General features: G+C 64.6%; 21 protein-coding genes. 12 read left to right on the top strand and 9 right to left on the bottom strand.

The annotated features are described in order from the left end of the window. The 4 genes from BG83_RS0102260 to BG83_RS0102275 are packed head-to-tail and all read left to right on the top strand — an operon-like array spanning nt 1 to nt 3,171. Nucleotides 1-918 (top strand): DMT family transporter, encoded by a 918-nt coding sequence (locus BG83_RS0102260; protein ID WP_024975202.1) that lies wholly within the window; start codon nt 1-3, stop codon nt 916-918. 42 nt (nt 919-960) lie between these two features. Then, on the top strand, nt 961-1,752 hold the full coding sequence (locus tag BG83_RS0102265) for an SDR family oxidoreductase (protein ID WP_024975203.1): 792 nt from the start codon (nt 961-963) through the stop codon (nt 1,750-1,752). A 10-nt stretch (nt 1,753-1,762) separates the two neighbouring features. Then, a complete protein-coding gene (locus BG83_RS0102270) occupies nt 1,763-2,194 on the top strand; it encodes a methylglyoxal synthase (protein ID WP_024975204.1) in 432 nt (143 codons plus the stop codon). After that, on the top strand, nt 2,191-3,171 hold the full coding sequence (locus BG83_RS0102275; RefSeq protein ID WP_024975205.1) for a quinone oxidoreductase family protein: 981 nt from the start codon (nt 2,191-2,193) through the stop codon (nt 3,169-3,171). The genes BG83_RS0102270 and BG83_RS0102275 overlap by 4 nt, the downstream gene beginning before the upstream one ends. 9 nt (nt 3,172-3,180) lie before the next feature. Here BG83_RS0102275 and BG83_RS0102280 read toward each other — a convergent pair whose 3' ends face one another. From BG83_RS0102280 to BG83_RS0102300, 5 genes are all read right to left on the bottom strand, one after another. Further along, complete coding sequence (locus tag BG83_RS0102280) at nt 3,181-3,477, bottom strand: YkvA family protein (protein WP_024975206.1); 297 nt, start codon at nt 3,475-3,477, stop codon at nt 3,181-3,183. Nucleotides 3,478-3,750: 273 nt separating this feature from the next. Further along, nucleotides 3,751-4,911 carry a BMP family ABC transporter substrate-binding protein gene (locus BG83_RS0102285; protein WP_024975207.1) on the bottom strand — a complete coding sequence of 387 codons (1,161 nt, stop codon included), beginning with the start codon at nt 4,909-4,911 and terminating at the stop codon, nt 3,751-3,753. A gap of 81 nt (nt 4,912-4,992) precedes the next feature. Next, nucleotides 4,993-5,913 carry an ABC transporter permease gene (locus BG83_RS0102290; RefSeq protein ID WP_024975208.1) on the bottom strand — a complete coding sequence of 307 codons (921 nt, stop codon included), beginning with the start codon at nt 5,911-5,913 and terminating at the stop codon, nt 4,993-4,995. Nucleotides 5,914-5,926: 13 nt separating this feature from the next. Continuing rightward, nucleotides 5,927-7,036: an ABC transporter permease gene (locus BG83_RS0102295; protein WP_024975209.1), complete on the bottom strand. Its 1,110-nt coding sequence runs from the start codon at nt 7,034-7,036 to the stop codon at nt 5,927-5,929. After that, the gene (locus BG83_RS0102300; protein ID WP_024975210.1) at nt 7,029-8,543 is read right to left on the bottom strand and encodes an ABC transporter ATP-binding protein; all 1,515 of its coding nucleotides are present in this window, start codon (nt 8,541-8,543) and stop codon (nt 7,029-7,031) included. Before BG83_RS0102300 ends, BG83_RS0102295 begins: the two co-directional genes overlap by 8 nt. Before the next feature lie 485 nt (nt 8,544-9,028). Here BG83_RS0102300 and BG83_RS0102305 point away from each other — a divergent pair, with 485 nt between their 5' ends. The 8 genes from BG83_RS0102305 (at nt 9,029) to pcp (ending at nt 16,612) form a co-directional block, all read left to right on the top strand. Next, nucleotides 9,029-10,243 carry a multidrug effflux MFS transporter gene (locus BG83_RS0102305; protein ID WP_024975211.1) on the top strand — a complete coding sequence of 405 codons (1,215 nt, stop codon included), beginning with the start codon at nt 9,029-9,031 and terminating at the stop codon, nt 10,241-10,243. Nucleotides 10,244-10,521: 278 nt separating this feature from the next. Continuing rightward, complete coding sequence (pxpB, locus tag BG83_RS0102310; RefSeq protein ID WP_024975212.1) at nt 10,522-11,169, top strand: 5-oxoprolinase subunit PxpB; 648 nt, start codon at nt 10,522-10,524, stop codon at nt 11,167-11,169. After that, a complete protein-coding gene (locus tag BG83_RS0102315; RefSeq protein ID WP_080693641.1) occupies nt 11,166-12,215 on the top strand; it encodes a biotin-dependent carboxyltransferase family protein in 1,050 nt (349 codons plus the stop codon). Before pxpB ends, BG83_RS0102315 begins: the two co-directional genes overlap by 4 nt. Nucleotides 12,216-12,234: 19 nt before the next feature. Continuing rightward, a complete protein-coding gene (gene pxpA, locus BG83_RS0102320) occupies nt 12,235-12,978 on the top strand; it encodes a 5-oxoprolinase subunit PxpA (protein WP_024975214.1) in 744 nt (247 codons plus the stop codon). 56 nt (nt 12,979-13,034) lie between these two features. Further along, complete coding sequence (locus tag BG83_RS0102325) at nt 13,035-13,760, top strand: DUF969 domain-containing protein (protein WP_024975215.1); 726 nt, start codon at nt 13,035-13,037, stop codon at nt 13,758-13,760. Nucleotides 13,761-13,763: 3 nt separating this feature from the next. Next, on the top strand, nt 13,764-14,720 hold the full coding sequence (locus tag BG83_RS0102330; RefSeq protein ID WP_024975216.1) for a DUF979 domain-containing protein: 957 nt from the start codon (nt 13,764-13,766) through the stop codon (nt 14,718-14,720). Between the two features lie 140 nt (nt 14,721-14,860). After that, on the top strand, nt 14,861-15,886 hold the full coding sequence (locus BG83_RS0102335; RefSeq protein WP_024975217.1) for a TRAP transporter substrate-binding protein: 1,026 nt from the start codon (nt 14,861-14,863) through the stop codon (nt 15,884-15,886). A 78-nt stretch (nt 15,887-15,964) separates the two neighbouring features. Next, on the top strand, nt 15,965-16,612 hold the full coding sequence (gene pcp, locus BG83_RS0102340) for a pyroglutamyl-peptidase I (protein WP_024975218.1): 648 nt from the start codon (nt 15,965-15,967) through the stop codon (nt 16,610-16,612). Between the two features lie 26 nt (nt 16,613-16,638). On the opposite strand, the gene BG83_RS0102345 is transcribed toward pcp, so the two are convergent. The 4 genes from BG83_RS0102345 to BG83_RS0102360 all read right to left on the bottom strand — a co-directional run bounded on the left by BG83_RS0102345 (nt 16,639) and on the right by BG83_RS0102360 (nt 19,706). Next, nucleotides 16,639-17,376: a ribonuclease E gene (locus BG83_RS0102345; protein WP_235193146.1), complete on the bottom strand. Its 738-nt coding sequence runs from the start codon at nt 17,374-17,376 to the stop codon at nt 16,639-16,641. 190 nt (nt 17,377-17,566) lie between these two features. After that, nucleotides 17,567-18,199: a DUF2968 domain-containing protein gene (locus tag BG83_RS0102350; protein WP_024975220.1), complete on the bottom strand. Its 633-nt coding sequence runs from the start codon at nt 18,197-18,199 to the stop codon at nt 17,567-17,569. 35 nt (nt 18,200-18,234) lie between these two features. After that, complete coding sequence (locus tag BG83_RS0102355) at nt 18,235-18,642, bottom strand: hypothetical protein (RefSeq protein ID WP_024975221.1); 408 nt, start codon at nt 18,640-18,642, stop codon at nt 18,235-18,237. Nucleotides 18,643-19,004: 362 nt separating this feature from the next. Further along, nucleotides 19,005-19,706 (bottom strand): PAS domain S-box protein, encoded by a 702-nt coding sequence (locus BG83_RS0102360; protein ID WP_235193147.1) that lies wholly within the window; start codon nt 19,704-19,706, stop codon nt 19,005-19,007. Nucleotides 19,707-20,046 lie beyond the last annotated feature (340 nt).

Below are 20,046 nucleotides of genomic sequence, written 5' to 3' on the forward strand. Positions count from 1 at the left end.
GTGACCACCGCGTCTTCTGCGTCTTCCACTCCCGCAAGAACCACCGATACCGGCGGCCTGCTGCTCGCCTCCGTGGGCGCCGTCCTGTTTTCCGCCAAGGCCATCGTCGCCAAGCTGATGTACCGCTATCAGGTGGACGCCGTCATGGTCATCACCCTGCGCATGCTGCTGGCGGCGCCGCTGTTCATGGCGATGGGGTGGTGGCAGTCGCGCCGTGCGGAGCCGCTGACCGTGCCAGACCGCTGGCGCATCGTCGGCTTGGGGCTCATCGGCTATTACCTGTCCAGCTTTCTCGATTTCCTCGGCCTGCAGTACATCACGGCCGGGCTGGAGCGGCTGATCCTGTTTCTAACGCCGTCATTCGTGCTGCTGATTACATCCACGGTATTCAAGCGGCGCATTACCGGCTTGCAGTGGGTGTCGCTGGCGCTGGCCTATGCCGGCATCGTGCTGGTGTTCGCGCACGACCTCAACCTGGGCGGCAACAACGTGTGGCTGGGCGGCGGATTGGTGCTCGCCAGCGCCATCAGCTACGGTATCTATCTGCTGGCTAGCGGTGAGCTGGTCAAGCGCGTTGGGTCGATGCGGCTGGTTGCCTATGCGATGTGCGTGTCGACCGCAGCCTGTATCGTCCAGTTTCTGGTGCTGCGGCCGGTGTCGGCCCTCGTGTTGCCCTGGCAGGTGTATGGGCTGTCGACCATCAACTCGGTGTTCTGCACGGTGGCGCCGGTCACGATGACGATGATGGCGGTGGCGCGCGTGGGTGCGCCAGTGGCGTCGCAGGCGGGCATGATCGGGCCGGTGTCAACGCTGCTGCTGGGCTGGTGGCTGCTGGGCGAGCCGATCACGATTTGGCAGATTGCCGGAAGTGCGCTGGTGCTTGCCGGGATGGCGCTGCTGTCACGCCGTCGCGGCTGACAGGCGGCCGACACAGATAACAATCACAAGGAGTCAGACAGGATGGACTTGGGGCTGAAAGGCAAGCGTGCGCTGGTGTGCGGCGCAAGCAAGGGATTGGGCTTTGCGTGCGCCGACGCGCTGGCCGCTGAAGGCGTGGACGTGGTGATTGTCGCGCGCGGTGCCGAGGCGCTGTCGGCAGCCGCTGAACGCATCCGCACGGCGCACGGCGTGCGCGTGGAAGCCGTCGCCACCGACATCACCACGCCGGAAGGCCGCGCCGAGGCGCTGCTCGCATGCGAGCGACTGGGCGGCTCGCCCGACATTCTCGTCAACAACGCGGGTGGCCCACCGCCGGGCAACTTTCGCGACTGGGACCGCGACGCGTGGAATGCCGCCCTGAACGCCAACATGCTCACGCCCATCGACCTCATCAAAGCCACCGTCGACAAGATGATCGAGCGCCGCTGGGGCCGCATTGTCAATATCACCAGCGGTGCCGTGAAGGCGCCGATCGACGTGCTGGGTTTGTCCAATGGCGCGCGCTCCGGCCTGACCGGCTTCGTGGCGGGCCTGGCGCGTGAAGTCGCCAAGCATGGCGTGACCATCAACAATCTGCTGCCGGGCCAGTTTGAGACCGACCGCCTGACCAAGACGCTGGAAGCTGGCGCTAAGGCTGCCGGCATCAGCGCAGAAGAAAATTTCGACCGCAAGCGGCAGGGCAATCCGGCCCGACGCTTCGGCCAACCGGCCGAGTTTGGCGCCGTGTGTGCTTTCTTGTGCAGCCAGCACGCTGGCTACCTGAATGCGCAAAACATCCTGATGGATGGCGGCAGCTTCCCTGGCACCTTCTAAGCCAATAACGATGACCACTCTTACGCCCGAAAGCGCAGCCCGCAAACGCCGCGTCGCCCTGATCGCACACGATCACAAGAAAGACGACATGATCGCTTTCGCACAAACGCACCGAGCCTTCCTGTCGCAATGCGATCTGCTGGCGACCGGCACCACCGGTGGCCGCTTGGAGAAGGAAGTCGGCCTGACCGTGCAGCGCATGCTGTCCGGCCCGTGGGGCGGCGACTTGCAGATTGGCGCACAGTTAGCCGAAGGCCGTGTCGACGCCGTCATCTTCCTGCGCGATCCGATGACGCCGCAGCCGCACGAACCCGACATCAACGCGCTGGTCCGTGCCTGCGACGTCCACAACATTCCCTGCGCCACCAACCTGGCCACCGCCGACCTGGTGATGTCTGCCCTGCAACGGGTGGCGCCCGATCCGAAGGAGATCCACGCATGACACAAGCGAAAGCCATCCGCATCTTTGAGACCGGCGGTCCGGAAGTGATGCAGTACGTCGATGTCGACGTGCCCGCGCCCGGCCCCGGCGAGGTGACGGTCAAGCAGCACGCCATCGGCCTGAACTACATCGACGTGTATTTCCGCACGGGGCTGTATCCCCAGCCGCTGCCGGGCGGTATCGGCATGGAAGCGTCGGGTGTGGTGGAAGCCGTGGGCCTGGGCGTGACGCACGTCAAGCCCGGCGACCGCGTGGCCTATGCCGGCCGCCCGACCGGGGCCTATGCGGCGGTGCGAACCATGCCGGCCGACATTCTGGTGCGCCTGCCGGATGCGATCGACTTTGAAACCGGCGCAGCGATGATGCTGCAGGGCATGACCGCGCAATACCTTCTCCGCGACAGCTATCGCGTTCAGCCCGGTGATACGGTGTTGTTCCACGCAGCCGCTGGCGGTGTGGGTTTGATTGCGTGCCAGTGGCTCAAGGCGCTGGGCGCAATCGTGATCGGCACCGTCGGCAGCGATGCCAAGGCTGAACTCGCCCGCGCGCACGGCTGCGATCACACCATCGTCTACACGCGCGAGAACTTTACCGAGCGCGTGCGCGAAATCACCGGCGGCAAGGGTGTGCCGGTGGTCTACGACGGCATTGGCAAAGATACGTTTACGGGTTCGCTGGACTGCCTCGCGCCGCGCGGGATGATGGTCACCTACGGCAACGCATCGGGCCCCGTGCCGCCGGTTGACCTCGGTGTGCTGAGCGCAAAGGGATCGCTCAAGATCACGCGCCCGACGCTGATGACCTACACGGCGCGGCGCGAGCTACTGGAACCGATGGCGGGAGAGTTGTTTGATGTGGTGAGCAGCGGCAAGGTGAAAATCGAAATTCACCAACGCTACGAACTGCAGAACGCGGCGCAGGCGCACCGCGATCTGGAAGCGCGCAAGACGACCGGCTCGACGATCCTCTTGCCGTAAGGCGGAAAGTTACCGCCCGGTGGGCTTCACACGCCGGGCGGCGGCAAAGCGCGCATCCTCGCGCACGCGGTCGGGCAGGCCGCGCAGCAGTATGTGCAGCGCGAACGGCACCAGCACGATGTCGTCCACCCAGCCGATCACCGGGATGACATCCGGAATCAGGTCGACTGGCGATACGACGTAGCCCACCAGCAGCAGCGCCGCCGGCGCGAGCCACCAGGGCTTGTCCGGATGGCGCAGGGCAAACCACAGCAGGCGCGCATCGTTGCGCACCACGCTCCACAAGCGGAAGAGTCGTCCGAACATCGTGGGCTCCTTGATGAAAAGCCGGCGTCACATGAGAGCGTTTGACCGGCAAACCATCGTATCAGCTTGGGGAAACTGCCCGGTTTTCAAGATCAGGCGCCATCGCCCATGAAAAAAGCCGGCCCTCTCGCGAGGTGCCGGCTTTTTGCCGCAACGAACCTGTTCATGGTCCGTAGCGAGCGCTCCGAAGTTGGCTTGAGAAGCGCAGCCGTACATGGGTACGGCGAGCATCACAGAGCCAAGATCGGACCGCGCAGTAGGACCGTGGGCAGGTTAGCCCGGAATCTTGCCTTCCACGCCGTCGACGTAGAACTTGATGCCGTGCAGGAAGCCATCGTCGGCGACCTTGTCGGCGGGCAGGACTTCCTTGCCGGTGTTGTCCTTGAGCGGACCCTTCCAGATCGGTGCCGAGCCGTCGATGATGCCCTTCTTGCGGGTCTCGACCAGCGTCTTCACGTCTTCCGGTACCACGGCGTTGTACGCACCCAGATCGATCGCGCCTTCCTTCAGGCCCCACCACACGGTTTCCGGCTTCCACTTGTTTTCAAGCACGTCGCCGACGACCTTGGTGTAGTACACGCCCCATTTGTTGATCGAAGCGGCCAGGTGGGCCTTCTCGCCAAACTTGGTCATGTCGCTGTCCCAGCCGATCGCGTAGACGCCTTTCTCTTGCGCGGTCTGCACGACTGCTGCGGAGTCGGTGTTCTGCATCAGCACGTCGACCCCTTGGCCGATGAGGGTGGTGGCAGCTTCGCGCTCCTTGCCCGGATCGAACCATTTGTTGACCCAAACCACGCGGGTGGTGGCCTTCGGGTTGACGCTGCGTGCGCCCAGCGTGAACGAGTCGATGTTGCGGATCACCTCGGGGATGGGCACCGAACCCACCACGCCAAGCTTGCCCGACTTGCTCATCTTGCCGGCCACCACGCCCGCCAGGTACGCGCCTTCATACGTGCGCACGTCGTATTGGCCGAGGTTGTCAGCGGTCTTGAAACCGGTGGCGTGCTCGAACTTCACGTCCGGGAATTCCTTGGCGACCTTGAGCATCGATTCCATGAAACCGAAGCTCGTGCCGAAGATGACCTTGTTGCCCTGGGTGGCCAGGTCGCGGAACACGCGCTCGGCGTCTGCAGCGCTTTCGGGCACGTTTTCGACAAAGCTCGTCTTCACCTTGTCGCCGAACTTGGCTTCGACTTCCTTGCGGCCGGCGTCGTGAGCGTATGTCCAGCCCGCATCGCCCACCGGGCCGACGTAGACAAACGCGACCTTCAGCGGCTCATTGGCCGGTGCCGGCGCGGCAGCGGCGGGGGCCGAGGAAGCGGCCGGCGCGGCGGTCTTGTCGCCTGCGGCTTCGTTGGATTTGCCGCAACCCCAGAGGGTCAGGGCAGCACCGGCGGCCAGGGCGGCCAGCGTGATCCTGCGGGTAACGTTCATCGATTTCTCCTGTTGTGTGGCTCGTTGACTGTGTTGAAGCTTGAAACAAAGGACGGGAATGCAGAAGCCGTAGGCAGCAGTTTAGGCAGCCCCTGGGCGGAACGGCTTGCCGAGCGATGCAGGCATGTTCAGGCGAATCCAATCCGGATTGCGCGAGATGATGGCCAGCACGACGATGGTGGCGGCAAACGGCGCCATCGACAGAATTTGCGATGGCACCGATACGCCCATCCCCTGCAGGTAGAACTGCAGGATCGTCACACCGCCAAACAGCAGCGCGCCGAACAGGATGCGCATTGGGCGCCAGGTGGCAAAGGTGGTCAGCGCGAGGGCAATCCAGCCGCGGCCGGCAACCATGTTTTCGACCCACATTGGCGTGTAGACCAGCGACAGGTATGCGCCGGCCAGCCCGCAGCATGCGCCGCCAAACAGCAGCGCGCCAAAGCGGATGGTGCGCACCGGGTAGCCGAGCGCGTGAGCCGACTCCGGCGATTCACCGATCGCGCGCAGCGTGAGCCCCGCGCGCGTCTTGAACAGGAACCAGGCAATCGCGCCGCACAGCAGCAGGCTGAAATAGACCATCCAGTGGTGTGCGAACAGGGCAGGGCCGACGAACGGAATCGACTCCAGCCCCGGGATGCCGTGCGCCTGCGCTGGCAGTGACATGCCGACAAAGCGCTGCCCCATGAAGGCAGACAGCCCGGTGCCGAAGATCGACAAGGCGAGGCCCGTCGCGACTTGGTTGGTAACGAGCACCAGCGCCAGCCACGCGAAGAGGGCCGCCATCACCATGCCGGCAATCGCGCCGGCAGCAAAACCCAGCAGCGGAATCTGCGTCTGGTAACCGACCATGAAGCCGACCACGGCGGCCACCAGCATCATGCCTTCGGCGCCGAGGTTCAGCACGCCGGAGCGCTCGTTCATCAAGAGGCCCAGGGCGGCCAGCAACAGCGGGGTGCCGGCGTTGATCGACGCGGCGATCAGGGGAGCGAGACTTTCCATGTGTGAGGCCTGATCAGTGATGCGCGCGCCAGCGCAGGCGGTATTCGATGAGCGTGTCGCAGGCGAGCAGGAAAAACAACAGCATGCCCTGGAACACTCCGGTAATGGCCGACGGCAGGCCCAGGCGCGATTGCGCAAGCTCGCCGCCGATATAGAACAGCGACATCACAATCGCGCCCAGCACCGTGCCGACCGGATTCAGGCGCCCGACGAATGCCACCACGATGGCGGCAAAGCCGTAGCCTGGAGAAATGGATGGCAGCAGCTGCCCGATTGGGCCCGTGACCTCGAAGGCGCCGGCAATGCCTGCCAGGCCGCCCGACATCAGCAGCGCCGTCCACAGCGCCGCACGCGACGAGAAACCCGCGTAACGGGCCGCTTGCGGCGCCAGCCCGCCCACTTGCAGGCGATAGCCCGCAAAGCTGCGGAAGACGAACAACGTCATCGCCGCCGTCATCACAAGCATGAACAGGAAGCCGACGTGCAGACGCGTGCCGGCCACGAGCGTAGGTAGAACAAATGCGCTGTCGAACACGATCGACTGCGGGAAATTCATGCCGTTCGGGTCCTTCAACGGCCCGTTGACCACGTACAGCAGCAACAACTGCGCGATGTACGTGAGCATGAGCGAGACGAGGATCTCGTTGGCGTGGAAACGATCGCGCAGCAGCGCGGTAATGGCGGCCCACAGCGCCCCGCCGATCAGGCCGGCGACGACGGCCAGCACCAACGCAAAGCCGCCGGGGATGGCGGGCGTGGGCGTATCGAAGTAAATGATCGTGGCCGCCGCGAAGATGCCGCCGACGATGAGCTGCCCCTCCGCGCCGATGTTCCAGACGTTGGCGCGATAGCACACGGACAAGCCCAGTGCGCACAGCACCAGCGGCACGGTCTTGAGCAGCACTTCACCAATCGCGCGTTTGCTGGCCAGCGGCTCGACCAGAAACACGCGCATGCCCGCCACCGGGTCTTTGCCCAGCAGCGCGAACAGCAGCAGGCCAAACACCATCGTCAGCACCAGCGCGATCAGCGGCGAGGCATAGGCCATGGTGCGCGACGGGATTGCGCGCAGCTCCAGCGAGATCGGCAGCGCCAGGCGGCTGCCATGCATGACGTCAGCCATGGGCTACCTCCGAGGTTGCTGCCGGCGAAGCCGCGGCTTTGTCCCACATACCGCTCATCCACAGGCCGATCTGTTCGCGGTCGGTGGCGTGCGTGGGGGTTGAAGGGGAGAGGCGCCCGTTGGCGATCACGTGCAGGCAATCGCACAGCGCAAAGAGTTCGTCGAGTTCTTCTGACACGATCAGGATGGCGCAGCCCCCGGCCTTGAGCGCGAGGATTTCGTTGTGGATCTGGGCCGCCGCGCCCACGTCCACGCCCCAGGTCGGTTGCGCGACGATGAGCACGCGCGGCGCGCATTCAATTTCGCGGCCGACGATGAATTTCTGCAGGTTGCCGCCCGACAGGCTCTTGGCCAATGCATCCGGGCCGCCGGCCTTCACGCCAAATCGATTGATGATGCCGGTGGCCAGCTTGCCTGCCGCCTTCTTGTCGATGAGCCCGCCACGCACCTGCGGCGCACGCTGATGCGTCAGCAGCGTATTGGCGGCCAGCGACAGCGATGGCACAGCGCCGCGCCCGAGGCGCTCTTCCGGCACGAACGACAGTCCGCGCTTGCGGCGTGCACGCGGGTCGAGCTTGGCGACCGGCTCGTTGCCGATGCTGATGGTTTGTGCCGGGGCGCGGGTGTCTTCGCCAGACAGGGCCGCCAGGAGTTCCTGCTGCCCGTTGCCTGACACGCCCGCAATGCCGACGATCTCGCCGCTGCGCAATTGCAGTGCGATGTCACGCAGCTCCGTCGCAAAGGCGTGTGCCTTGGGCAGCGACAGACCGGCCACTTCCATGCGCACTTCGCCCGGTATGGTCTGCGGGCGCAATTCACGCGGAGGCTCGCCGCCGATCATCATGCGCGATAGCGACGCCGCCGTTTCCTGGCGCGGGTCGCACACGCCTGTGACCTTGCCCATGCGCATCACCGTGGCGGCGTGGCACAGGGCCTGAATCTCGTCGAGCTTGTGGCTGATGTAGAGGATGCTTGTGCCCTCCGCCGCCAACTGGCGCAGCGTCACGAAGAGCTTCTCGACGGCCTGCGGTGTCAGCACCGAGGTCGGTTCGTCAAGAATCAGCAGGCGCGGCTTGGTGAGCAATGCGCGCACGATTTCCACGCGCTGGCGCTCGCCGACGGACAGCGTGTGCACATGGCGGTGCGGCTCCAGCGGGAGGCCGTATTTCTCGCCGGTGCTGCGCACCTGATCGGCCACGTCGCGCAAGTCGGTACCCGCGGGCAGGCCGAGCAGAATGTTCTCTGCCACCGTGAGCGTGTCGAACAACGAGAAGTGCTGGAACACCATGGCGATGCCCAGCGCGCGGGCCTGGTGCGGATTGGCGATCTCGACGCGCTGGCCGTCGAGCAGCATCTCGCCGGCGTCAGGCTGCACGGCGCCGAAGATGATCTTCATCAGCGTCGACTTGCCCGCGCCGTTTTCGCCCAGCACGGCATGGATCTCGCCCGGCGCGACTGTCAGGCTGACGCCGTCGTTGGCGACCACGCTCGGGTAGCGCTTGGTCATGCCCGTCAGCGACAGGCGTGGTGGGAGTGGTGTCACAACAGTTGGCTCGTGGTTTCCGTGCCGCTCACCGTGCAGGGTACGCAGCGGAGGCGGTCTCATTTTGGGTGTTGACGACACTTCACAGCAGGCAACGCCGATGCAGGTTCGCGCCGACGCATCGCAGCAATCATCATGGTTGTGTGATGCTTGCCATCAACAACAAATTATATCGTCCGGCACCGCACCGGACGGCGATTTCGGCCAGCTCGCGACTGCCTCGTACGAGGGGTGGCGGAGTGCAAATCCCGTGCCGGGTCCATCGGGGCCATTTGGAGGTTCCAGCTTGTCATGCCGACGTATGCAGGTTGCACGCTCAGCCCTCGGGTGGGGCGCGCAGGCCGCCTTGCACCTGGCCGGTGCGCGCCCGTGGTTCGCCACTTTGCGCTAAAGTTCTTGGTTTGCTCCGGCGCGGGCTGCACGTCTGCGCCGCGTCTCGTTCTCCCTTCATGACTGCTCCCGCTCCTGCACGATCCCGCATGCCCGGCCCGATTCCCGGCTGGCTCCTGTTGCTTGGCGCGCTCACGGCCATCGGCCCCCTGTCGGTCGACATGTACCTGCCGAGCCTGCCGACCATCGCGCGCGATCTGAATACGTCGTCGGCTGCGGCGGGGCTCACGCTGACCGTCTTCTTGATCAGCCTGGCGATCGGCCAGCTCATCTATGGCCCGGCTAGCGATCGGTTTGGCCGAAAGCCGCCGCTCTATATCGGTCTGGCGATGTACGTGGCGGCATCCATCGGTTGCGCGTTTGCCAAAGACGCCACGATGCTGGCCGTGCTGCGCGGCGTGCAGGGATTTGGCGGCTGCGCGGGCATGGTTATCGCACGCGCTGCCGTGCGTGATCGCATGGACCCGGGCGGCGCCGCGCAGGCGTATTCCACGCTGATGCTGGTGATGGGGGTGGCGCCGATCCTCGCACCGATGATTGGCGGCGCGGTGCTGCAATTCGCAACGTGGCGGGTCATCTTTGCTTTGCTGACGGCGTTTGGCGTGCTGTCGCTGGTGGCCGTGCACTACCTGATGCGCGAGTCGCTGGCGCCCGAGCAGGCGCGCAAGCTGGCCGTCAGCCACGTGCTGCGCGACTACTGGGAACTCCTGCGCGATCACCATTACGCCGCCTATATGTGGTGCGGCGCGGTGTTCCTGTCGGGCATGTTTGCGTACATCACCGTGTCGTCGTTCGTGCTGATCGACGGTTATGGGCTGACGCCCTCGCACTACGCGTGGGTGTTCGGCAGCAACGCGGCGGGGATGATCGCGGCCTCGCGCGTGAATGTGCGGCTGGTGCGTAAATATTCGCCGGCGCGCGTGCTGCGGCGGGCGCTGTGGGTGCCGGTTATCACCAGCGTGCTGGCTGCGGCAGCCGCGGCGGCGGGTTATACGCCGCTGCCGCTCGTGCTGGTGGCGCTGTTCTGCTACATCGCATCGATCGGCTGCATCTCGCCCAACACCGGCGCCCTTGCAATGGCGGGGCAGGGCGCGCGTGCGGGTACGGGCTCGGCGCTCATGGGCGCCATGCAATTCGGCCTCGGCATGGTGACCGGTACGGTGGTTGCCGCCATCGGCCAGACCGCGCTGCCGCTGCTGGGCATGATGGCCGTGTGCGCCATCGCCGCGCTTGTTCTGGGCCTGCGCATCACGCGCGAAGAGCCCGGCGCCTGATCCTCGCGCTTCCGGCTATTCCTCAACGCCTCTTGTTCTAGAGGCGTCTTCCTCTTTTCATATGACTCGGGCATAACATGCCTGTCACGCTGACCGTGTCCGGCACCTATGATGAGTGCAGCCGGACCGCGTTCCGCCGCGACTTGGCCCTGAGCGACTAAGGGTTACTTCTTATACAGAATTTATCGACAATTTATTAACGTATCGCTTTCGTTTTCAATCGCGCATCGTTTTGCCGGGATCTTCCCGCCAACGGCGCACACGGGACGGGGGTTAAGTTGCAGTGCACGATTCACCGGCTGGGCGAACTGGCGCTGTTGTGCGAAGTGCCGCCGCCGGCCACCCTGACTTGTCAGCAGCGCATCTGGGCCATGGCCTCGCGCGCGTCCAATTGGGCGGGCGTGGTCGACGTGGTGCCCGGCATGAACAACCTCACGCTCGTGTTTGGCCCGTTGGCTGATGCGCAACGATTGACCACTCAACTGCGCGAGGCCTGGGAAGAAAGCCAGGCGCTGGTGGCCGACGGCAAACTCGTCGACATCGAAGTCGCCTATGGCGGTGACGAAGGTCCCGATCTGCGCGAAGTGGCCAAGCACACCGGCCTGAGCACGGCCGAAGTCGTGCGTCGTCACACCGCGCCCGAATACATCGTCTATTTCCTGGGTTTCCAGCCGGGCTTTGCCTACATGGGCGGGCTCGACAAGTCGCTCGCCACGCCACGCCGCGCCGAGCCACGCATGGCCGTGCCGGCCGGCTCGGTGGGCATCGGCGGCGAGCAGACCGGCATCTACCCGGCCGCATCCCCCGGTGGCTGGCAACTGCTTGGCCGCACAGACGCGGCGCTCTTCATGCCGCAGCGCAATCCCCCCACGCTGCTGGCGCCTGGAGACCGTATCCGCTTTGTTGCCTCGAAGGTGCGCGCATGACTTCGAAACCCCAACCCATGATCGAGATCGTGCGGGCCGGCGTGCTGGCTTCCGTGCAAGACCTGGGCCGCACCGGCTATCGCCGCTTTGGCGTGTGCACATCCGGCGCGCTCGATCCGCTGTCGCTGTATGTGGGCAACCGCCTGGTCGGTAACCGCAGTGATGCGGCGGGCATCGAGTTCACGCTGGGCAACGCCACGCTGCGCTTCCACGCCAACGGCTTGATCGCGCTGACGGGCGCCGATTGCCGCGCCACGCTCGACGGCGCGCCGGTGCATGCATGGCGCGCCATCCCCGTGCAGCGTGGTCAGACGCTAACCTTGCGTGTGGCGCAGGGCGGTGTGCGAGCGTATCTCTGTGTGGCCGGCGGCATCGATGTGCCCGAGATGATGGGCTCGCGCAGCACCGATCTGAAAGCCGGCTTCGGCGGCCTCGAAGGGCGCCCGCTGAAGGACGGCGACAGGCTGCCGGTGTTGCCTGCAGACACGACGTACGCCCCCGACATCAGCGGCGATACCGTTGCCGTGAAGGCCGCACGCTGGACGTTCGACCGCGCGCAGAAGGACACACCCGTCATGCGCGTGCTGCCGGGTCCCGAATACGACGATTTCGTTGCCGATGCGCAAGCCGCGTTCTGGGAATCGGACTGGACGCTCACGCCCAATAGCAACCGCATGGGCTTTCGCCTGCAAGGGCCGGAACTCAAGCGCAAGAAGCAGCGCAGCGGCGATCTGCTGTCGCACGGCGTGGTGCCGGGCGTGATCCAGGTGCCGCCGTCGGGCCAGCCCATTGTGCTGATGGCCGATGCGCAGACCACGGGCGGCTATCCGAAGATCGGCTCCGTCATCCTGGCCGACCAATGGCGCCTGGCGCAGATTCCGCTTGGCACGCGCGTGCGCTTTGAGCGCGTGACGCTGGAAGAGGCCGAAGCCGCCCGCGCCGACGTGGCACGGTATCTGCAACAAATCGAAACCGCGCTGGATTGGCAGCGCCAGGGCATTTTGTCGAGCGCGCACCGCACCGCCAAGACGCGACTGAACGCCTGATGCACCGGAAGACAACACCATGACTGCAATTGATCTGAACGCCGACCTTGGCGAAGGCTGCGATACCGACGAGGCGCTCCTCACGCTGGTGAGTTCCGCCAACATCGCCTGCGGCTGGCACGCCGGCGACGTCAACACGATGCGCCAGACCGTCGGCTGGGCGCTGCGCCAGGGCGTGTCGATCGGCGCGCATCCGAGCTTTCCTGATCGCGAGAATTTTGGCCGCACTGAAATGCACCTCCCGCCGGATGAAATCTACGCGGGCGTGCTGTTCCAGATTGGCGGGCTCTCTGCCATCGTGCGTGCGCAGGGCGGCAAGCTGGCCCACGTGAAAGCGCACGGCGCGCTGTACAACCAGGCTTCGCGTGACCGGCCTCTGGCCGTCGCCATCGTGCGCGCGATCCGTGATTTCGATCCGTCGCTGGTGGTGTTCGGTCTGGCGGGCGGTGAGCTGGTCAAGGCAGCGCGCGAACTTGGTCTGCAGGCCAAGGAAGAGGTGTTTGCCGATCGCGGGTACAACGCCGACGGCTCGCTCGTCAAACGCGGCACGCCGGGTGCCTTGATCGACAGCGAAGATGCCGCGTTGGACCAGACGCTGACGATGGTGCGCGAGCAGCGCGTAAAGGCCATCGACGGCACGTGGGTTCCGATCCGCGCGGAAACGGTTTGTCTGCACGGCGACGGCGCGCATGCGCTGGCGTTCGCGCGACGCATTCGGGAACGGCTGGGCAGCGAGGGTATCGCTGTTCGCGCCGGCGCCTGAGCCACGGCCCCGTCCTTCCAACGGGGCTTTTTATTAACTTGGGGGGGAAGCACCACATGGGTACGGCAGTGAATCTATGGCCGCTGATCGGGGTGGTCGTCATCATCGCGGGATTCATCCTGCGATTCAATCCGATGCTGGTGGTGGCTGTGGCCGCCATCGCCACCGGCTTTGCGGCATCGATGTCCATCGGCCAGATCCTGACGGCGATCGGGACGGGCATCATCAAGACGCGGACGTTGCCGCTGATCATCCTGCTGCCGCTCGCGGTGGTGGGTTTGCTCGAGCGTCACGGCTTGCGTGAACACGCGCAGAACTGGATCTCGCGCATCCAATCGGCCACGGTGGGTCGTCTGCTGATCGTCTACCTCGCCGTGCGCGAGCTGACGGCGGCGGCGGGCCTAACGAGCCTCGGCGGGCATCCGCAGATGGTGCGTCCGCTGCTGGCCCCGATGGCAGAAGGCGCCGCCGAAAACCGCTTCGGCAAGCTGCCGGCGCCGGTGCGCGAACGTCTGCTGGCCTTCTGCGCCGCCACGGACAACGTCGGCCTGTTCTTCGGTGAGGACATCTTCGTGGCCTTTGGCGCCATCGCGCTGATGCACACGTTCCTGCTCGGCTCGGGCATCGACGTGGAACCGCTGCACATCGCGGTGTGGGGCATCCCGACTGCGGTCTGCGCGTTCCTGATCCACTCGGTGCGCCTCAAGCGCCTGGACGGCTGGCTTGCCCGTGAAATGGGTGCCGCCGCTAACACCAACGCGGCCGCGGCCAAGCAGGGGTAAGCCATGATTCTGTCGATCAATTATCTGTACTGGCTGGCCGGGATCATCCTGACGATCACCGCGCTGATGACCTTTGCCGACAAGGGCCACCCGCGTCGCTGGACCACGGGCCTGTTCTGGGCGATCTTCGCCGTCATCTTTCTCGTTGGCGACAAGATTCCGCCGATTGCGGTGGGCGTCGGCGCCGTGGTGATGGCACTGCTGGCCGGCACGGGCGGTGTGACGCTGGGCAAGCATGGCGAACTGCCGGCAGAAGAGCGCCGCGCATCCGCCAAGCGCCTGGGCAACCGCCTGTTCATTCCAGCACTGACCATTCCGCTGGTCACTGTCATCGGCAGCGTGTTCCTCAAGGACATCAAGATTGGCGGCGATCTGCTGCTCGATCCGAAGAACCAGACCTTCGTCTCGCTGGGTCTGGGCTGCATCATCTCGCTCGCGCTGGCGTGCTGGTTGACGCGCGACACGCCGGTGCAAGCCATGCGTGAATCGCGCCGGCTGACGGAGTCGCTCGGCTGGGCGCTGGTGCTGCCGCAGATGCTGGCCATGCTGGGTCTCGTCTTCGCCGATGCCGGTGTGGGCAAGGCCGTGGCGCACCTGACCACCGCTTACATCAACATGGACTATCGCCTCGTCGCGGTCATCGTCTATTGCGTGGGCATGGCGCTGTTCACCGTCATCATGGGCAACGGCTTTGCGGCCTTCCCGGTCATGACGGGCGGCGTGGGCGTGCCGATCCTGGTGGGCGTGTTCCATGGCAACCCGGCGGTGATGGCGGCCGTCGGCATGTTCTCGGGCTACTGCGGCACGCTGATGACCCCGATGGCGGCCAACTTCAATGTCGTGCCGGCTGCGCTGCTGGAGCTTTCTGATAAGAACGCTGTGATCAAAGCGCAAGTCCCGACCGCGCTGCTGTTGCTTACAGCCAATATCGTGCTCTTGTACTTCCTGATGCTTCACTAATCGTGTTTAATGCGTCGCGTGCGGTGTGCGTCACGCGGGCGGCTCTTAGCCGGCCGACGCCACCAAGCGCGATCGCTGCCCGCGAGACAAGGGCATGCGGTCGTGTAGACCTCGCATCGTGCTCTTCTCCGGGGGGATTCATGAGCAGCCAGATGACGAGCGGCCGTTCCATGTCGGGACGCCGCTTTCTTTGTGTTCTTGCAGTCAGCGCCCTGTCGCTGATTTCCGCCGCGCAAGCCCGCGCGGAAACGCTCCGAGTGGCCACGCCGTATCCGGCCCTCAATTTCCATACGCAAAACCTGCAGGCCTTCGCCAGCGCCGTCAGTGCCGCCACCAACGGCGGGCTCAAGCTGGACGTCTATCCGAACGGCACGCTGCTCAAGCCGGCCGCCATCTTTGATGGCGTCAAGGACGGCAAGGCCGAAGCGGGCGAGGTGATGCTTTCGACGCTGGCCCAGCGCGATCCGCTCTTCGGCGTGGATTCAATTCCCTTCGTGGTGTCGGGCTACAACGATGCGCGCCTGCTGTGGGATGCCTCGCGCAGCCACATCGAAGCGCTGATGAAGGCCAACGGATTGCGCCTGCTGTACGCCGTGCCCTGGCCGCCGCAGAACCTGTATTCCGAAACACCGATCGCCCGTTTGTCCGACCTGAAGGGACATCGTTTGCGCACCTATAACGCGGCGCAAAAGCGCATTGCCGAGCTGTACGGTGCGCAGGCCGTGCAGGTGGAGGCCGCCGACCTGACCGCCGCGATTGCCGGCGGCCGGATCGACACTATGGTCACCTCGCCGTCCACCGGTTTGGAAACGAAGGCTGGCCAGCGCATGACCTATTACTACAAGGTCAACGCGTGGATCCCGAAGAACGCCGTGTTCGTCAACGAGGCGCGCTTCGCCAAGCTACCGCCGGCGATGCAGCAGACCGTGCTCAAGCTCGCCAAGGAGTACGAGACGCGCGGGTGGGATTCGAGCCGCCAGACCTATGAGCGCGATGAAGCCGAACTCGCCAAGACCGGCGTGCGCGTGCTCAATCCGGACGTGACGCTGCAGGGCGATATGCGCCGCCTGGGCGAGCGTCTGACGCGCGAATGGCTGCACACCGCGGGCACGGAAGAAGTCGACATCCTGTTGAACTTCGAGAACAAGCGCAGCAAGGCAAACTGACGCCGCAACGCGCTTGGGCATGATGTTCGACGGACGTTTATCATCGTTTTAGTCCTACGCTGCACGCAGGAGAACGTCATGCCTACCGTCCTCGTCACCGGTTTCGATCCGTTTGAGAACGAACCCATCAATCCGTCGTGGGAAGCCGTGCGCACCCTCGATGGCCAAGGAATCGCCGGTGCCGAGATTGTCGCGCGCCAGTTGCCGACCATCTTTGGTGAATCCAACAAAGTGCTCGGCAAGTTGCTGCAGACGCTGCAGCCGGATGTGGTGATCGCCGTGGGGCAGGCTGGCGGCCGCGCCGAGATGGCCATCGAGCGCATCGCCATCAACGTCGACGACGCACGCATTGCTGACAACGCCGGTAAGCAACCCATCGATATCGCCATCGCAAGTGATGGGCCGGCCGCGTATTTTTCAACGTTACCGATCAAGGCTATCGTGCGCGAACTGCGTGCGGGCGGCGTTCCTGCATCGGTCTCGCAGACAGCGGGTACCTTTGTCTGTAACCACGTCTTCTATGGGCTGATGCATGCCATCGCCCGCCACAAGCTGCCGACGCGCGGCGGCTTTATCCACATCCCGTATCTGCCGTCGCAGGCAGCCAAGCACCCGGGGCAACCGAGTATGGCGCATGACACCATCGTCACGGGCCTGCGCATCGCCATCGAGACAACGCTGCGCACGCTGCACGACGTACGCGAAACGGGCGGCCAGCTGCACTGAGCCCGCGCAGCAGCTCGGCGCGCTGGTCAGTCCGTGAAGCGCGTATGCCGTTGCAGTTCAATGCGCGCCGACGCGCTTGGGGCCGCATAGCCAGAGGCGATTGGAGCGGTGTCGACCGGTGCCGGTTCAAGTTCGATGAACGCAGATTCGTCGTCGTGCGGTGTGGCCGGGTGTTCCAACTCGGGCAGCCTCGGCGCTGGCTCGGTAGCCCGCACAAGCTTGCGCAGCCGTATCGATTTCTCCGGCAATTGCGTCACGGCCGGCGATGCAGCAGCGATGACTGGCGCGGCAACTTCCACACCGTCCAACGCTATGTCTGGAGCCTGCGCGACCGCCGCTGCGGCTGCGGTAACGGCTTCGGATTCCTCGGGCTCGTGGGTTTCTATTAGTGCGACCTGCTCGGTAGCAAGGTTCTCGTGCGGAACGCCCGGTGTGGTTGGCTGGGCGATGACGGCCACGGTGGTCTGATCCGACACTTCGGCCTGCTGCCGATGTTGCCGATGCGGCCTGGTCTGCCAGCCAAGCAGCGCAGCGGCCAATGTGCAGGCCACGCCAATTGACAGCACGGTCATGCGTTGACGCCATTGCCCGCGAGTAGTTGCGCCGGCTTCACCGTAGGTTTTGGCGGCAGGATCGGCGGGCGTACTCACCTGTGTGCCGACGATGGCCAGCGCCTCGTCGAGTGGTGGCCCGAAAGGCGGCGGCATACGCACCAGACCCGGTAGGCGCAGGTGTCCGTCAATGATGAAGTGGGGCGATTCCAAGTCCGTCTCCGCTGATGGCCGCAGCGGACGTCAAAGCAAAGCCGGCTGCGCAAGCAGGCGCCATGCTAAGCGGTGGGTGGACGGTGGTCGATCAGATTGATCCTAAGTCGATGCGGGCCGCACCGAAGGCTGGGGAGGTCGCTGGCCTGCCGTTTCTGCGCCAAGCCAGGAATGTGAATATCGCAGACGTTTACGGTGCTGGCGACCAGTGCGGATCGTTGAGCTGCTTTTCCAGCAGGCGGATCTGCTGCTGCAGCGATTCAACCTGGGTCTGGTACGCGCGGCGCTCGATGTCCAGCGCCTTGGTCTCCTGCCGCATGGTCTGCTGCTCGGTCAGCATCTTCTGGCGCTGCGCCTGCATGATGCGCACTTCCTGGCTGAGCGATGCGGCACGCTGCTGAGCTGCCTGGGCTTCGCGCTCCAGTTGCGCCTTCTGGCCCGCCGTGACGGCGCGGCGCAGATCATCTTCGGCCCATGTCCGGGTCTGGCTCGCCAGTGTGTCGTATGCGCCTTCGGCCGGAGCGACCGACGCAAACTTGTACACACGCCACAGTTCTTTGCGATACGACAGGGCAACGTAGGCCGTGGTGTCTTCGTTGACGAGCAGCAGGCTGGTGCCGTAGTCGCCGTTGTAGGTCGTGCGCAGTTCGGTCAAGCGCTTCTGCGCCAGCAACTGCTGCAGCTCGGCAACGGTGCCGCCCGACGCTGCCGTGGACACTGCCGGCGCTTGTGGCGCGCTGGCTTGCGCGTGGACGAAACCGGCGCCTGCAACCGAGGCTGCGGCAACGAACGAGAGGGCGGTTCGGCGAAAAACGAGAGACATCGCAAGGTTCAGAAATCGGAGCCGACGCGACTATATCAGCTTTGCACTCCAGGCCCTGCGGCAAGCGGTCCGATTTGACGTTCCGCAGCTTTTGAATCATGGCGGCGTCGCGCCTCGGCGACGATGCACTGCCACTCGTTGCGGGAAACGCGCTCGCGAAACATCTCGATCAGGAAGTCGCCCAGGTTCTGACGTGGCCTGGCCATGCCAAGCGTGGCTTTCAAGCGTCTCAATTCGTTCTGCAGTCGCGTGACCCGTGCCCGCGCCTTGGCCTGTTTCAGCGAACCGGCAGGGAATGTTCTTACTGAGGCTTCGGCTGCTGCGAGCGCACGCACAAGATCGGCACGTTGCTGTTGAAGCGGCTCAGTCCCGTCGTTGCGATTACCGAGGGTATCTTGCAAAGGAGATTGCCTGTCCTCTAGGCGAGCAAGGGCGTGGCGCATTTCGATGCTCCTGTATCGGGTCTAGGTACCCGAACCCCGACGCCAATCGGGGTGGCCGGGCACAAGGCAAGGTTGGCGTACCGGCGATACAGGAAACCGGCGAGCGCGAGCGCTCCCTCACCAAGGCCCGGCCATAGGAGGCGCTTGATGAACGGGCGTAAAAAAACCGCCAGCCGGCGGTTACCCGCCTGTATCTGCTCTCGGACGCCAATCCGAGGTCACGTTGTGTGCGTGACGGGCGGCAGTATAGCGCAGGGGTTGCGCGCTATTTGTGCCAAGTCGTGAAGCTGAGATGCCCCGATGCCGACCGGGCGGCGCGTAAGCGCTCTCTCGCCAAGGCACGGCGAAGGAGAGGGCGGGTGTCAGCGGTTCTGCATCTCCTTGAGCCACAGGCTCATCAGCCCAGCGCGGCCACGCACGCCGAACTTGCGATAGACGTTTGTGATGTAGGAGTGCGTGGTTGAAACGGCAAGGCCGAGCTGTTCCGCAATCTGCTTTTCTGCGGCCTCGGTCAACAACAGTTGCAATACCCGGGACTCGTGAGGCGCCAGACGCGCCTGCAGTTGCGCCAAGGGGCTGCGCTCTGCCAGCGTCCTCGTTGCGGTGACGTTACGCGCCACGCCAATGCGCAGTTGGTGCTCGACGCTCCACTGTGCCGACCACGACAACTGGACATCGGTGCCAAGCTGGTGGCGATAGCGATTCTCGAATCCAGTGCACTTTGCACCTGCCTGAACGCGACCCGCTTCCCGTTGCGTTCTGTCGCGGTCGTCCGGCGCTACAAGCTCGAGCATGCATTGCTCGACCAGCTCGGATGGCCGATAACCAAGGATGTCCTGCCACGCCGCATTGGCGTGACGGATCCGCCCACGCTCGTCGACCAGAAAGACGCCATCCGGAAGACTATTGGCCAAAGCGATCGCGCTCACATCATTGAGGACTTCCATGGTCTGCCGCGTTTGGTTGCAATACGAAAGAGAACTGATGGCCAGGCGCCGATGTGCAATACCAAGCTGGGTCGCAATCCCAGGCAGCGACAAACAGTTGCACAAGGCTGTGATCATGACAGCGCTGCCAGCACTTGCCGCGCTCCCGGATATGTTGATCCGCGCCCGCTGCACCAAAAAAAAGCAGCCGGCACGAACGGCGTCTGCTGGCGGGTTCATGCCCTCTAATTAGCAGGGTGCCAGTCAGAATAGCGTCTGCTATCGTTCCCGACAATATACGGTGTCAGCATCATGCCAAATAAGAATGTTCAGCACCTGTGCGGTTCCATGGGACCGACGCGGGGCGGGCAACGGGGAAAACAGCAAGTCGTCTGGCCCTCGCAGGCCAAACCTGACTCGTAGACACGGGGTGAGCGGATTCTCCCCTTGTCTTTTCGAGTTGGCGATCCGGCGACAT

Origin of the sequence: Ralstonia pickettii, assembly GCF_000607165.1 — a bacterium.
GTDB lineage: Bacteria > Pseudomonadota > Gammaproteobacteria > Burkholderiales > Burkholderiaceae > Ralstonia > Ralstonia holmesii.